The organism is Pantoea conspicua (assembly GCF_002095315.1).
Taxonomy (GTDB): Bacteria; Pseudomonadota; Gammaproteobacteria; order Enterobacterales; family Enterobacteriaceae; genus Pantoea; species Pantoea conspicua.
Map to the genome: position 1 here is coordinate 1 of NZ_MLFN01000001.1, position 14,802 is coordinate 14,802.

At 50.1% G+C, this 14,802-nt stretch carries 10 protein-coding genes and 4 pseudogenes; 6 read left to right on the forward strand and 8 right to left on the reverse strand.

Features of this window, described 5'->3' with window-relative positions:
* Positions 1-53: 53 nt before the first annotated feature.
* On the reverse strand, positions 54-944 hold the full coding sequence (locus tag HA41_RS00005; RefSeq protein WP_094119016.1) for an alpha/beta fold hydrolase: 891 nt from the start codon (positions 942-944) through the stop codon (positions 54-56).
* Positions 945-1,107: 163 nt separating this feature from the next.
* On the opposite strand from HA41_RS00005, the gene HA41_RS00010 reads away from it, so the two are divergent.
* Positions 1,108-1,542, forward strand: coding sequence for a winged helix-turn-helix transcriptional regulator (locus tag HA41_RS00010; RefSeq protein ID WP_094119017.1), 435 nt, complete (start codon positions 1,108-1,110; stop codon positions 1,540-1,542).
* Positions 1,543-2,199: 657 nt separating this feature from the next.
* On the opposite strand, the gene HA41_RS00015 is transcribed toward HA41_RS00010, so the two are convergent.
* Complete coding sequence (locus HA41_RS00015; protein WP_094119018.1) at positions 2,200-2,769, reverse strand: DUF4142 domain-containing protein; 570 nt, start codon at positions 2,767-2,769, stop codon at positions 2,200-2,202.
* Between the two features lie 426 nt (positions 2,770-3,195).
* Positions 3,196-4,086, reverse strand: coding sequence for a LysR family transcriptional regulator (locus tag HA41_RS00020; protein WP_244175073.1), 891 nt, complete (start codon positions 4,084-4,086; stop codon positions 3,196-3,198).
* Between the two features lie 127 nt (positions 4,087-4,213).
* Here HA41_RS00020 and HA41_RS00025 point away from each other — a divergent pair, with 127 nt between their 5' ends.
* On the forward strand, positions 4,214-5,527 hold the full coding sequence (locus HA41_RS00025) for a nucleobase:cation symporter-2 family protein (RefSeq protein ID WP_094119020.1): 1,314 nt from the start codon (positions 4,214-4,216) through the stop codon (positions 5,525-5,527).
* Entirely contained in the window at positions 5,520-5,996 is a 477-nt protein-coding gene (locus HA41_RS00030; protein ID WP_094119021.1) for a nucleoside deaminase, read from the forward strand. Before HA41_RS00025 ends, HA41_RS00030 begins: the two co-directional genes overlap by 8 nt.
* 234 nt (positions 5,997-6,230) lie before the next feature.
* On the opposite strand, the gene HA41_RS00035 is transcribed toward HA41_RS00030, so the two are convergent.
* From HA41_RS00035 to puuE, 5 genes and pseudogenes are all read right to left on the reverse strand, one after another.
* Positions 6,231-6,548, reverse strand: a complete 318-nt coding sequence (locus HA41_RS00035; protein WP_094119022.1) for an ArsR/SmtB family transcription factor — start codon at positions 6,546-6,548, stop codon at positions 6,231-6,233.
* Positions 6,549-6,564: 16 nt separating this feature from the next.
* On the reverse strand, positions 6,565-7,683 hold the full coding sequence (locus tag HA41_RS00040) for an alkene reductase (protein WP_094119023.1): 1,119 nt from the start codon (positions 7,681-7,683) through the stop codon (positions 6,565-6,567).
* 198 nt (positions 7,684-7,881) lie between these two features.
* Positions 7,882-8,145, reverse strand: a pseudogene (locus HA41_RS00045) (GNAT family N-acetyltransferase); the annotation flags it as partial.
* Positions 8,146-8,147: 2 nt separating this feature from the next.
* Positions 8,148-9,125: pseudogene (locus tag HA41_RS00050) on the reverse strand (Glu/Leu/Phe/Val family dehydrogenase); the annotation flags it as partial.
* A gap of 120 nt (positions 9,126-9,245) precedes the next feature.
* Positions 9,246-10,510 (reverse strand): annotated as a pseudogene (gene puuE / locus HA41_RS00055) (4-aminobutyrate transaminase).
* 102 nt (positions 10,511-10,612) lie between these two features.
* On the opposite strand from puuE, the pseudogene pdxR reads away from it, so the two are divergent.
* The 3 genes and pseudogenes from pdxR to HA41_RS00070 all read left to right on the forward strand — a co-directional run.
* Positions 10,613-12,079 (forward strand): annotated as a pseudogene (pdxR, locus tag HA41_RS00060) (MocR-like pyridoxine biosynthesis transcription factor PdxR); the annotation flags it as partial.
* Positions 12,080-12,857: 778 nt separating this feature from the next.
* Positions 12,858-13,241 carry a hypothetical protein gene (locus tag HA41_RS00065; RefSeq protein ID WP_094119027.1) on the forward strand — a complete coding sequence of 128 codons (384 nt, stop codon included), beginning with the start codon at positions 12,858-12,860 and terminating at the stop codon, positions 13,239-13,241.
* 117 nt (positions 13,242-13,358) lie between these two features.
* Entirely contained in the window at positions 13,359-13,877 is a 519-nt protein-coding gene (locus tag HA41_RS00070) for an Ail/Lom family outer membrane beta-barrel protein (protein WP_094119028.1), read from the forward strand.
* Positions 13,878-14,802 lie beyond the last annotated feature (925 nt).

Below are 14,802 nucleotides of genomic sequence, written 5' to 3' on the forward strand. Positions count from 1 at the left end.
GCCGAAAAGAGTCATACCGCAAGCCAAAAGTGCCGATTCTGCTGCTATCGACATTAAAGCCCATCGATCCATGCCGTCACAGCGTTGTTCACGTCCTCGCTGCGGTCCTGCATAATCCAGTGCCCCGTCTGCGTCCAGTAATCTGTTTTTGACTTCGGGTTTGAAAACCATTGACGCATATTCTCAGCCTGAGTGGCATCACGACAAAGGTGATAAACAGGAACCGTTAAGCGACGACAAAAGTCTTCACTCGCTTTGCCCACTCCGACTTGTCCCGCGCCCAGAAACAGTGGGCCGAATGATTCCCGTACCACATGCAGCGGCACACCCTGAAGGCGTCTTGCATGCCAGCGTTTAAAAGCTGGCTGGGTATTTTTATCGTAAAAAAGCTCAAATAGCGCCGGACCGGTTACATAAGGATCGCCTTTATGCAGATCATCAGTGGCTTTCTGAAAAACGGCCGCCTGTTCATTCGGGAATCCCATCGAACCGTCTACCGAGACGACTGCACTTATTAAATCGGGCCTTTTTTCCGCAAGCCGCGCGGCAATCTGGCCGCCCATGGAGTGACCAATCAGAATAAATTTCTGGCCGGGATAGCGTGACAGAATCAATGCCTCAATATCAGCAACATAGTCAGCCGGGGTATAATGCCCTGATGGCTTGACCTCCGATCGCCCATGCCCGCGTAAATCTACCGCTACCGTACGGTATTTGCTTTCAAGCACGGGTAATTGCCAGCTCCAGTCATGTGAATCACACGTCCAGCCGTGTAATACCATTATATTTTCTCCTTTTCCTTTTTCCGTATAGAAAAGTCGGGCCGTTGACGACACCTTTGGCGCATAGCCAGCGGGACTGGCTTTAACCGCCGCCGAAACAACGGTCGCGCTGGCAAAAGCCAGCAGGTTACGTCTGGACAGAGAGAAGTTTTTTTCTTTCATGAGGGTTCCTTAGTGCACGCTAAACGTTGTCCCGCCGTTTTATTTAGCAGACGATGCGGTCGCAGGTGAGATATTTATCCCAACGTCAATCGCATGGTATATAACATTCAGCTAAGGTCAATTACGCACTTTGAAGCGAGTAGATATACTGAAGGATACTTAAATGACAAATACTGTTGATCCCGTTTTCTTTGCAGACTGCGCCGCCCGTGTATTTTTCGATCAGGTCGCAAACAAATGGAGCGTCATGATACTGACTTTACTTAATGAAAATACACTACGCTTCAACCAGATGAAGCGCAGCATGGAAGGTATCACCCACAAAGCCCTTACCCAGGCCTTACGCAAAATGGAACGTAACGGATTGATTAAGCGCACCGTTTTGGCCACTTCTCCGGTTGCCGTTGAATACACAATCACCGAACTCGGCCGCTCTTTGCAAAAACCCTTTAACGCCATGTATGACTGGGCGATTAATCATCTTGATGATATTGAAAAAGCGCAGGAAGCCTATGATGTCAGCCTCGCTGAGGTTGAGGAAAGGGACGCACGCAGAAGTAACGGGAGGCCTTACCTGAATTCCAGGAAAAATGAATAAAGGGCATCCTGCACGTTTTATTAATAAATAGGTAGTAAAGCGTTTTAATTAACGGTGGATTGATCGGCTATTTACACTCACACATTTAATCTGGCTTGCTGTTGCTATTTTACTGGAAAATGAGATTAAAAGTTGTCGTATAGGATAGGATTTACATGGATAAATAGCAACTCTGCTTAGCCTGTTTAAAATTAATTCCTGTCACGACATGATTTATACGCGAACGGCAATATTGTTTCATCATAAATCCGCAGGTGATATCAGGCCTGAACATTATTTTGCGCCGCCGATTTACCACACTTTATTGACGTGTTCGGCAAGGTTTAGCTGACTATTCAACCTCAACGTTTTGCGCATAGCCGAACGCAAGTCGGTCTCAGATAGCGCTGTGCTAAAAGCGATCCTTAACACCGGCTGCGCCATTTATCCTGTCGGAGCGAGAGTTTCAGGCCAATCCGGGCTTTCAGCCCCTGACGTCACTCTCCGCTGGCGACTGCATCATGTGAGCTGCGGTCGCCAGCGTGATATTACCTGTCCCGCTCTCCAGTCATCGCCCTTACGCGGTGCCTTTCTGCATTCGGGGACAACGGTTGTCCGGCTCGCAGGTTACACTGCCCACCAGACAACCGGTTTACTCATTTATTGCTGGCATAATGGTTACATCGCCATCTGTTGAGCGGCCTTAAGATGCTGTTCAACCACAGGTGTGTGCGCGTCGGCCAGCGCCTTCACATCCGGGTCCTTGATTGTACTGGCATCTTTCTGCAACTTCGACAGCACCATCTTGTGGTCCATGGTGCCGGCGTTTTCCATGTACATTTTGTCAAAAGCGTCACCGCTCTGTTTTTCCAGCTTAGCAGCCATGGCCGCGTGTTTGGCATCCGGCTCAGTTGGCAATGCTACGCCTTTTTGCTTAGCGACCGTCTGGACTTTGATCAGGGCATCGCCGTGGTCTCTGACCATCTGCTGCGCAAAGGCTTTAACTTTGCTGCTTTGAGCCTTACTCAGTGCGACTTTGGCGGCGGCAATTTCATTAATATTGGCCTGCGCCATGTCCTTCACCGCTTTTTCATCACCTGCGCTGAGCTTAGCGCTTGATTCCCCCTGCAATGCAGCGCCATTCTGCGCGGCGCTGGACGTGGTCTGAGCTTGCACACCGACTGTACTGAACATTGCTGCTAATACCGATGCGGCTAACAGCCCTTTCATCATTTGACTCTTTTGCATTTTGTTCTCCTGATAGCCAGAGTTAAGGACGGAATTAAGTCATTAACCGTGAACAGCCTCGAATATAAATAGCACCTTCATCGATCAGTATAGTGGATCAACGATTCCTGACAGTCGGTGGCGCTATTTCCCCCGCTGCGGGAAGGCAGGAAATGTGAATACAGTGCAATGATAAACGGAGCGCGAAATTAACGACGAGGGTCGGAATGGCGGCTTGACGCTCACCCATACGCGCCTCTCATCGGATGAATGCGTCTTACCGTTACGGTAAAAAAATAATAAATCTGAAAGCAAATATTAATGGCCGGTCAGGAGATCAGCCTTAATCCGGGCAGATTTTAAATGCCGGTTACCGTCCGCCGGGTGTTTGAAACAGAGGTGGCTAAATCCGTACTGCGTTAATTATGGCGAAGGAGAATAGCAGAACTACAGCGTAGTCCTGTTCCCCGCATTATCCTGCTCAAAAATCTTATGCTTCACCAGTCGATCGCGAAGCCAGATTTGTGCTTTTCCGGCTTTGGCCTGTTTTGACCACAGCAGATCCACCGCGACAATCCAGTCTGTGTGCGGATATTCCTGCTGCCGTAATTCAACCAGCTTGCCGTCTTGCAGTTCACGATTAACAAATTCGCGGGGTAACGAAGCCCATCCCAGACCAGCAAGTGCCGCATCGAGCATGGCACTGTAGCTCTCCACTCGCCACAGCATTGGGCTGCCTAAATATTCTGTCGTCGCGATCTTTTTATCCTGTGAGCCAAAAGTAATGTGTCGCCAGTTGTGGAGATCGGCAAAGGAGACCGGGATTTGTTGAGCAAGAGGATGATCAACATTGACGACATGGACCATCACCACCTTACCTAGTTGGGTGAACTGAATGGTCTCACTCTCAACAGAATGAGAAAGGGTAATACCCAGATCCACCTCACCGCTTTTCACCATGGCTGCCACGTCGCCACGAAACGGTTCCTTAATATGGATATCGACCTCAGGAAAGGTCATAGAGAATTCATATAGCACCGGCGCAATAGTGATGTAGGGAAGCTCGATGGCCAGGCTGACGTGGCTCTCAATCTGCTGGTTAAACGCGGTTACGCGTTGATCAAAAGCATGACATCTTTCCAGTATCGTTTTGACATATTCCCGCAGCACTTCCCCTTCTGGCGTAAGCCTTACCTGCCTTGGCGTTCGCTCAAAAAGAGCAACGTTGAGTTCAATTTCCAGATTACTCATCGCCATGTTCACGGAAGACTGGGATTTCTTCAAATCACGCGCAGCAGCAGAGAAGGACCCCGATTTGGCAACCTGTTCAAACGTCATAAGTTGTTCCAATGAATATTTCAAATTACCTCTCAGCTTTCAATTTTTCTGAAAACAGCTCACTCACTTTTATCATTTTTTTACATATAGAGTGAGTTCTCTTTTTAAAATTATGACGGGGATGCTTATGGAAACGTTGATTGCAGCAAAGACACCTCAAAGCTCGCTGAGTCCCGGGCGCATAGCGTCGCTGGGCTTCCAGCATGTACTGGTTATGTACGCAGGTACGGTCACGGTACCTTTAATCCTTGCGTCAGTAATGGGCTTAAACGGCGCTCAGACGGTTACGCTGGTTAACGCCTGCCTGCTGACATCCGGACTTGCTACCCTGCTTCAGTCTGTCGGTATTAGTCGCTTTGGCGGAAGATTGCCGTTAATCCAGGGATGCTCTTTCATCGTGCTGGCACCGATGGCGATGATCGGCCAGCAGTATGGGATTACGACGGTTTTTGGTTCGGCTATCGCGTGTGGGTTGTTTACTGTGCTTATCGCCCCGCTGTTTAGCCGCCTGGTCCGCTTTTTCCCGCCCATTGTGATTGGCTGTGTGATTACCATCATTGGCATTACTTTGATGCCTGCAGCGGCAATCTGGATTGGCGGCGGAAATCCTGACGCCCCTGACTTTGCCAGTCCCTCTCATTTATTACTTGGTCTGGCTACTCTGGTGATCACGCTGATCTTCTACTGCAAGACGCGCGGCATCATCAGAAATTTCGCTATCCTGGCGGGTATGGGGGCGGGCACCCTGATCGCTTTTACCGCAGGATTAACCGATTTCTCCGTCGTCAGTCATGCTGCATGGATCGGTATCAGTATGCCCTTCTCTTTTGGCCTGCCAGTGTTTTCACCCGTTCCTGTTTTTATATCCTGTCTGGCGATGATCATCGTCATGACAGAAACAACCGGTAATGTTTTGCTGATAGATAAGCTGATAGGTCGTCCGACAACCCCACAACGCCTTTCCGATACGATTCGTGCAGACGGTCTTTCAACGATGGTCGGCGGTTGTCTCAACAGTTTTCCCTACAATGCCTTTTCTCAAAATGCCGGGCTGATCATGCTCACGCGCATTACCAGTCGATCAGTCCTGGCTGCTGCAGGTGTGATACTGGTGTTGCTTGGCCTGTTCCCTAAACTGGGTGCGATTGTGTCAGCTATTCCTCGTCCCGTACTGGGCGGTGTGGGCATTCTGATGTTTGGCATGACGCTGGCGGCTGGCATCCAGCAACTCAAAGAGGTCAGTTTTGAAAATGATAATAATATGCTGATTGTTGCCGTATCGATAGGCGTCGGTGTTATCCCAATGGCTTTCCCTGCTTTGTTTAATTCGCTTCCGTCATCGTTAAGATTAATTTTTGACAGCGGTATTTTTATGGGCGGGTTCACCGCTGTTTTACTTAATGCCTTACTGAACGCCCGAAAAGGAGAAAAATATGAATAACACAACGGATATTAAATTCCTGAAAATGTCGAATGAGGTCGGGAAACGCGCTATCGCTTTAGGTAATCATCCTTTCGGTGCGGTGCTGGTGGCCCCTGATAAGGAGACGGTGCTGTTGACCCAATGTAATATCGATAGCGTTAATCATGCTGAATCGACACTGGCGCGAATAGCGGCAAGCAATTTTTCTGCTGAATATCTCTGGAATTGTACGCTTTACACCGCGGTAGAGCCATGTTGTATGTGCGCCGGGACGATTTACTGGGCCAATATTGGCCGGGTCGTTTACGGAATGAGCGAAGCGCGTCTGCTTGAGTGTACCGGTAACCACAATGAAAACCCGACCATGCATATCCCTGCGTCATATGTTTTTGAACATGGGCAGAAAAACATTGTACTGACAGGCCCGGTAGAGGAAGTTGAAGAAGAGACGCTTAAGTTGCAGAAGGATTTTTGGGCAACCCGATGAGGCGATAACATTTCAGCGTATCAGGCTGCATGTTTAGTCCGGAAATAAAAATCTTTCCGTTTCCGGACTTATTTTTCAGCAATAAGCCCGGAAAAATTAAAATATCAGGCAACCCCTAAAGCGCGCTCCCTGTTCAGCCAGCCACCGCGCCGGTTACTAAACTCGCTGCGCCGAAAGCCAGCCTCGCCAATCCGTTGGACTGGAATCACAAAAGATCAACCTGATGAAAGGAAATTATAAAAGTTGCTGCAGCGATTGTGTCACCGCAGCAGTGACTTCATGAATACGCTGCTCGGCTCGACGATAATAGGTCCATTTACCCACTTTGCTGGCTTCCACCAGACCTGCGTTTTGCAGCGCTTTAAGGCATAACGACGTGGCGGGCTGTGATAAGCCCGCCTTGTCCTGGATGAGACTGGCACAGACGCCATACTGATCGAAGGGATAGAGCTGAGAATAACCCGCAAACGCTTCGTCAGGATTTTTCAGCCATTTAAGTACTGCCACCCGTGTCGGGTTGGAGAGTAATTTCAGGGCATTTTCGGGTGACATGCCGCCTCGCAAAACATCAGGATGGATAGACCGGATAGTCAGTATATCCTTTCTCACTGCCACCATACAGGGAGGCGTGATCCACGCTGTTAAGCGGATGACCCGCTTTCAATCGCGCAGGCAGATCAGGATTGGCGATAAAGGTACGGCCAAAACCAAACAGGTCGCCCCAGCCTTTTTCCAGCATCCGCTGCGCTTTTTCCTGCGTATAGCGGCCAGAGTACATAATCGGCGAGCGGAAAGTTTTGCGCAGCGCGATGCGGAAATCTTCAGGCAGATCCGGACTGTTATCCCAGTCGGCTTCGGCAATGGAAAGATAGCCGACTTCCAGCTCATTCAGTAGCTGCGCGGCGCGCAGGTATGTCGCATGAGGGTCACTTTCTACCAGCCCAAGGTAGACGCGCTCTTCATCGGTGCTTGAAAACAGCGGAGCAAACCTGACACCTACCCGGTGACTACCAAATACCGCACTGACCGCCCCGGTGACTTCGCGCAGGAAACGCAGCCGATTTTCAAGTGAACCGCCATATTCATCTGTACGGAAGTTAGTGTGTTCGGAAATAAACTGGTTAATCAGATAGCCATTGGCTGAATGCAGTTCGACGCCATCAAAACCCGCCTCCCTGGCGTTTTCTGCGGCGCGCCGATAAAGCGCCACCAGCTCTTTGACTTCAGCAGTGGTCAGTTCACGCGGCGCACTGGGCGCGGTTAACCTGCCGGCACCGGGTCCGGTTTCGATAAAAACTCTGACGTTATCTGCGGCAACGGCTGTAGGGGCGACCGGCGCCTGCTTGCCTGGCTGCAGTTCATTATGCGATACCCGGCCGACGTGCCAGAGTTGACAAAAAATCGTGCCGCCCTGCTGGTGCACTGCCTCAGTCACTTTTTTCCAGCCGGCGATCTGTGCTTCGCTGTGGATACCTGGCGTCCAGGCATATCCCTGACCACGGGGTTCAATCTGTGTGCCTTCGGTAATCATAAAACCCGCACCGGCACGCTGGCGGTAGTATTCCACCATCATCTCACCAGGAATATTGCCGGGCTGCTCACTGCGGCAACGTGTCAGCGGCGGCAGTGCAATGCGGTTACGGAGATGAAGGTCACCCAGCGTCAGGGGAGCGAATAAAGAGGGCATAACAAAAAATCCTTTAGTGTCGAAAGTGGCGACATTATATTTACACATTTAAATTTGTAAATGTGTAGTTCGTGCTTTTTGCCCTGCTGGAGGTGACAAGGGGTTGCAGCCTGACGGTGCGCTTAGTCTGTATGCGTCATGCCAGGAGATGTTATTTAAGGCCGTCAGCCGCGCTACGCGGGTTAAGTCAACGCTCTCTCAGCCTTGCAGGTTTTTTGCGAAACACACCGCCTCGTCCCGGCCGCTGTAAGGTCCGTAATTCTCAATGACTGAGTAGCCATTTTTACTATAAAACTCAACCGCCCGACGATTGACCCGCCGGGTTTCAAGCCACAGCGCGTGATAACCCATACTCTTCGCCGAGCTTTCTAAAAAAGTAAGTAACGCATTGCCAATGCCAGCAGAACTTCGATCTGAATACATTCTCTTAAGTTCAGCTATATCATTCGCGAGTGGACGGATACGGTCGGTCCATTAGCACCCTCAAGAATCAACTGGCAGGTAAGTTCTTCTGCTCGCGCAGCCGTAATCTGCCCTTCTAACGCCGCCGGAATAATAATTTCGTAGCTGAGCTTCCAGAATGCCGCCTCTTCTGCCTCTCCGGCACCGTTAAAACCGCGGATCTCACCGTGCTGCTGCTGCCACGCAATCAGCGCATCCACATCGATACCGCCTTCATTGACGAGTGTGGCGGAGTGGTCCTGTACGGCGATGACTTTCGCCCCTTTTTGGGCAAATAATTGTGCCGCAACGCTCCCTACGTTACCGAAACCCTGAACACCAATACGCGCATTGTGGATGGCCATTCCCAGTCGTTCAGCTGCCCTTAGCCCGGTAACATAGACGCCTCTTCCGGTTGCCTTGACGCGACCCAGCGATCCACCGAGATGAACCGGTTTGCCGGTGACCACGCCAGTGGTGGTCGCACCAACGTTCATCGAATAGGTGTCCATCATCCATGCCATGACCTGTGCATTGGTGCCGACATCGGGTGCCGGGATGTCCTGCTGAGGACCGATTATCAGCCCGATTTCACTGGTATAACGTCGCGTCAGCCGCTCAAGCTCTTTGCTGGTCAGTGACGCTGGATTGACCCTGATTCCGCCTTTCGCGCCTAATGGCAGGTTCAGCGCCGCACATTTCACGGTCATCCATGCTGACAGTGCCATGACCTCTTCAAGCGTGACATCCGGATGATATCTGACGCCGCCCTTGCCCGGTCCGCGGGACAGGTTGTGCTGCACCCGGTAGCCTTCAAAATGTCTGATGCTTCCATCGTCCATTTCAAGTGGAATATCCACAATTAATGCCCGCTTAGGCCGCATCAATGTGTTAGCCCAGTATTCCAGCTCGCCTAAATGAGGCAGTACCCTTTCCACCTGAGTAATAAAAATATTCCATGCAGAATCTTTATTCTCACTTAAAAATGACAGCGTTTTCATGCAACCTCCTGAATAAGACTATGTAAGTTTTAGGGCACAAAAAACCGACGATAAAGACCTATCGTCGGCGCTCCTGAGAGCTAAGTACTACGGCGAGGGTGACGCCAGTGCTTCAGTGAATCAGTGTTTCATCACCGATCGGAGAATGTTCAGCGCTGCGTCAAACTGGTCATCGGGAATAGTTAATGGGTAAAGGAAGCGGATTACGTTGCCATATTGCCCACAGGTCAGCAGAAGCAGTCCCTGATCCAGCGCGTTTTTCTGGATGCGCTGTGCCGTCGCTGCGGAGGGTTCGCCGGTCTTAGCATCACAAAACTCTGCCGCAATCATCGAGCCCAGACCGCGAACCTGCGCCAGTTCCGAACACGACTCTTTGCAATCCAGCAGGGCAATCCGTAAGCGTTCGCCCAGCGCATCCGCACGCTGGCAAAGCTTTTCATCCTCAATAATGTCGAGCACAGCATGTGCCGCCGCCACTGCCATCGGGTTACCGGCATAGGTTCCACCCAGTCCGCCAGGCGAGGGGGCGTCCATAATGTCGGCTTTACCGACTACGCCCGACAGCGGCATTCCCCCCGCCAGGCTCTTGGCCATCGTCATCAGATCGGGCTGATGCGCATAATGATCCATGGCAAACAGTTTGCCGGTGCGGGCAAAGCCGCTCTGCACTTCATCGGCAATCATGACAATGCCATGTTCGTCGCAGAGATGGCGAATAGCCGCGATAAGCTCCGGCGGGGCGACATTAAATCCGCCTTCTCCCTGTACCGGTTCGAAAATAATCGCGGCGACCTGGCTTGCATCAATATCTGCTTTAAACAGACGCTCAATGGCGATCAGCGTATCTGCCGTTGAGATGTTATGGAGCTGAGAGGGATAAGGGACGTGGTAGACCGACCCCGGAAAGGGACCAAAGCCTTTTTTGTACGGAGCCACTTTTCCGGTCAGCGCCATCGTCATGTAAGTGCGGCCATGGAAAGCCCCGCCGAAGGCGATAACGCCCGGCCGTCCGGTATGCGCGCGGGCAATCTTAATCGCGTTTTCAACTGCTTCAGCGCCGGTTGAAAAAAGGCGGTCTTAAGCGGGCCATCAATAGGCGCGGCTGCATTTATTTTTTCGGCCAGCGAAACATAACTCTCATAAGGCACAATCTGATACGCCGTATGAGTAAACGCCTTCAACTGCTGCTCCATCGCCTGAATCAGACGTGGATGGCGATGACCGGTATTCAGCACCGCTATACCCGCGGCAAAATCGATATAGTTATTCCCTTCAACGTCTGTCAGCGTGCTGTTTTCTGCCGACATCGCAAAGAAATTACACATAACGCCTACACCCCGCGGGGTTGCACTCAGACGACGCTGCTGGAGATTGTTATTACTCATGTTGATGCCTCATCGATTTCAATTTGTTTGTAATACGATGAATAATCTGTCAGCGTTTGGCACCTTTAACGAGAGCCAGAATGTTTTATTTATAGGATCCAAATGCGTTCAATTGCCGGAGATGTGATCAGACAGGCATTTTCCCAGTGTGAAGAAGGAAAACTTCATAAGCGGCTTTATATCGCCATAACAGAGTCGATCCTCACGGGGAATCTCAACCCTTCAGCCCGCATGCCGCCGACGCGCGATTTAGCAGAAGAACTTGAGCTGTCGCGCAATACTGTGCTTCGGGTCTATGAGCAATTGCAGGCAGAAGGATACATTTCAACGCAGAGAGGCAATGGGACGTTTGTCACCCATAGCGTGCTGGATAATCTCGATACCCGACCGCTGCTGAACGCAGATGAGGCGCCTGCTGAAGACCGTTCACTTCTGTCTGACCGGTGCCGGGTGCTTCTGCAACATGCCAGTGCCAGTCCACGACAGTGGGGAGCCTTTCTGCCTGGTGTACCGGATGTGGTGAGTTTTCCGCATCGGGTAATGAAAAAAATCCACGATCGTCAGGCGCGAAAGCCTCTTCCGGAACATCTGACCTATGATTCGACTGGCGGCGCGCAGGATCTCAAAGCGGCCCTGACAGACTATCTTCGAACCGCTCGCGGCGTTCGCTGTACGCCCGATCAGATTCTCATTACGGAAGGCATTCATCAGGCGCTTGACCTGGTGACGCGTTCGCTTTGCAATCCAGGTGATACCGCCTGGACTGAAGAGCCCGGATACTGGGGAATAAAGAATATTCTTCGGATCAATGGCGTGGGCATTTTACCCATGCCGGTAGACGAACAGGGGCTGATACCGGCGGCAACGACCGAAGTTACGCCAAAGCTGATGTTCGTCACTCCCTCGCATCAGTACCCTTTGGGTTCAGTGATGAGCCTGAGCCGCAGACAAGGGCTTCTTTCCCTCGCCCGTGATAGCGGCAGCTGGATTATTGAAGATGACTATGACAGCGAGTTTCGTTTTTCCGGCCAGCCTATTCCCGCCTTACAGGGACTGGAAGAAAACAGTCCGGTCATTTATATCGGTACATTCAGCAAAACTCTTTACCCCGCTCTCCGGCTTGGCTATGTGGTCCTGCCAAAAGCGATATCGACCCCGCTCAAAAAAATGCACAGTGAGCTCTATCGGGGCGGCCATCTTCAGATTCAGGTGGCGTTAGCCGAATTTATCCGCGAAGGTTATTACGCTGCACACATCCGAAAAATGCGTCAGCTTTATAGCCGCCGCAGGCAGTGTCTGGTAAATCTGATCACCCGCGGCATGGGACCCGACTATTTAGGCCAGTACAATAGTAACGCCGGCCTGCATCTTATCCTGCAGCTTCCTGTTGAGAGTGATGATGTCAAAATCGCTCTTGATGCCAATAATGCCGGATTACTGGTTCGTCCATTATCGCGTTACTTTGTGGACAAGGTGACAATACGCGGACTACTGCTGGGTTTTGCGCATATGGATGAAAAAGAAATTGAAATGGCTTTCACCCGGCTGCGTAAAATTATACAAGTCAATAAGGTGGGTGATTACAATCCTGATGATGTTAGCGAGCCAGACACACTGTCATCGAAGAATAAACAAGCGATCCGCTGATAAGTCTGGCTAAGAACGATGTCACCTCTGCATTTGACTCCCGGAGCAGCACATTATTGAGATGTGCGCATTGTGACGCACTGCCATCTTATTGCATTATAATACTGCTCATTTTTCAGGCGAAAATTTTGCTAAAGTTTAGCAATCCCTTTAGCAAAAAACATCCTGTCGTTGCATTCAGATAAATCAGTTCGGATGTTACACACAGAAAATCCGGCTGTCAGAGTATAATTTTACGTAAAAAACAGCATCCGCATAATCTTAACATTGCATAATTACACTGTTCCGGTGTTGTCACATCAGACAGCTCGCCAGAGTTTTTATATCCTAATAATTTATTGATAAACAAGAGAAAATTTAATTAAAAGTTCAATTCGTGCTTATTATTGTCAATGACGACTATCATTGATACAGATCAATATACGATCAAATCCCCTCCCATATAATCCGCAATGTTAATTATTGCTGCAAAGCAAGTCACTCTGAGAGCTTTATTAGCCCCTTTTTGTCCGGTATGCATTAAGGGGTATTTTTTAATTCTGACTGATTTTAACTTAACGATAACGAATTCAATAAAACAGCGATACTTAAAACAACCTTTTTTACTGCGTATTATTTACAGGCAGATCAATTAATAAACACGTGAGTATCATTATATTAACCGCAACTGAAAGCCAATAAAATAATGCAGGGATTCACTATGATAACGCCAGTCAGAATTATCCCTGCTGCTATTATGAAGGCTATTTCCTCATCTGCTACTGCCGCCGATGAAATAAAGATCCTGAATAGGACAACAAAAGAAATTTCATACCAGACACACTGCTCCGCTGAAGGTGCGGATGCTACTTTACAACAACAGTTTGTTCACGACATTAGCAAAACTCATCCGGCAGAGATTCTGGTTAATTCGTTCTCCTGCCTCTGCCCTGCATTCAACAACGCGTTCGGCGACTACCGCCAGACAGGACATCATTTCGTTCATTCAGCCACACCAACTTCTGAGCTATTTTCAGGCGCCTTTCAACCGGGCCAATCAGAAATATTCTTAAAAAGCCTCTTACTGAACAGCCCGTTAATTTGAGGAGTATAGCCAGGGACTTAATTCGTTCCCCCTGACAACCGCTTTACCTCAGCCCTCGCAATAGGGCGCTTTTTAGATTTTTCTGAATATCATCAATGATTTAAAGGATAACGTTAAATGCGTAATATATGTCTGGTTGTCGCTTTATTTGCTATGGCTGCTCCGTCTTTTGCTGCACAGCATTCATTTGGATTAGGTTATTCACGTTCTGATATCGGCGATGGGGATCACCTTAACGGAGGTAACATTAAGTATGGTTATCAGCCCGATGATTCTGCTCTGGGCTTAATCACGTCGGTGACGCTGACCGGTGACAGTGATAAAAACCAGCAAGACGGCGTGAAAACCGATGGTACTCTCGGATATGGCTCATTAATGATAGGTGCCACTTATCAGATCACTGACTGGGTTAAACCGTATGCGATGGTGGGTGTGGGTCGGGCAGGCTACAAAATTGATGTTAGCTATGCAGGTAACAAAGAGACGATCAAAGATCACGATACGGCGTTCTCCTATGGTGCGGGGCTACAAATCGAACCCGTAAAAGATATTTTTATTGATCTGGGCTATGAGGGATCACGACTCTTTGATACTCAGGTGAAGACATTCACTGCAGGTGCGGGCTACCGATTCTGATTGGCTCCTTAACCCGCCAGGGTAATTTATCATCCATAAAACCACCCTAAGATTAGTAGAGTGGCTTTTTTCTGTCTGGTTGCTGATCGTCCGGAACATCTTTTCCTGGATGAATAAAACAATGTCTTGAAAAGATCTCCACGGGATCAGAATCAGCCTTTCCTCGCCGGTATCTTTATGCCAGATTCTGCTTACCTCTGAAAGCGCAGAGGTTCATAGCGGCGTGTCGAATCCGCTCAGTGGAATGGCAGCCAGCAACTCACCCGCCCCATTCACCAGTGCCTGGACGGAAAGGCTGCGGATGCCGCTACCCAGAATTTCAAGGCCCGGGCTGCGAAGGGACGACGCAGAAACAGAGATTTGTTCGCCAGCAACGGAGCCCAGCTGAATATACCGCAGACACGGTTCCCCAGCCGTGAGCCCCGATTCGCCGTGGCCTGCGTGAGTATCCGGCTCGCTGTGTAAGCGCAGCCCAGGAAGAAAGTCCGGCAGTTATCGCCGCTGCAGCCCGTGCATCACCCACGCTGTCCGGAACCGGCACGACTGAACAAACTGAGATAAGTACCTGAGGAGCCATTGAACCAAACGGTGATAGAGCAAACAGGCGGTAGACTCGTTGTTCATCCAGGCTAATTCCCACGCCATCAATGCCCTGAACAAATTTTGACTCAGCCGCACGCGTATAGTACCTGCCCGCAGCGAGACGCTTAACGATCGGGCTCATAGGCGCAGCCTGCACACGTATCACAACTTCACCTTCGCTGGCCTGCGGCTCAGGAAAATCGCCATATGAAGGCGGCATGTCAAAACGGGAAACGATAGCAGCACGCATAGACAGTCCTTATGAGGAGTGATGTTATTGCACCTGGATGCCCTGTTGGCGGGCGCGATGAAGACGGCTCAGTTGAAAGCCATCACGGATATT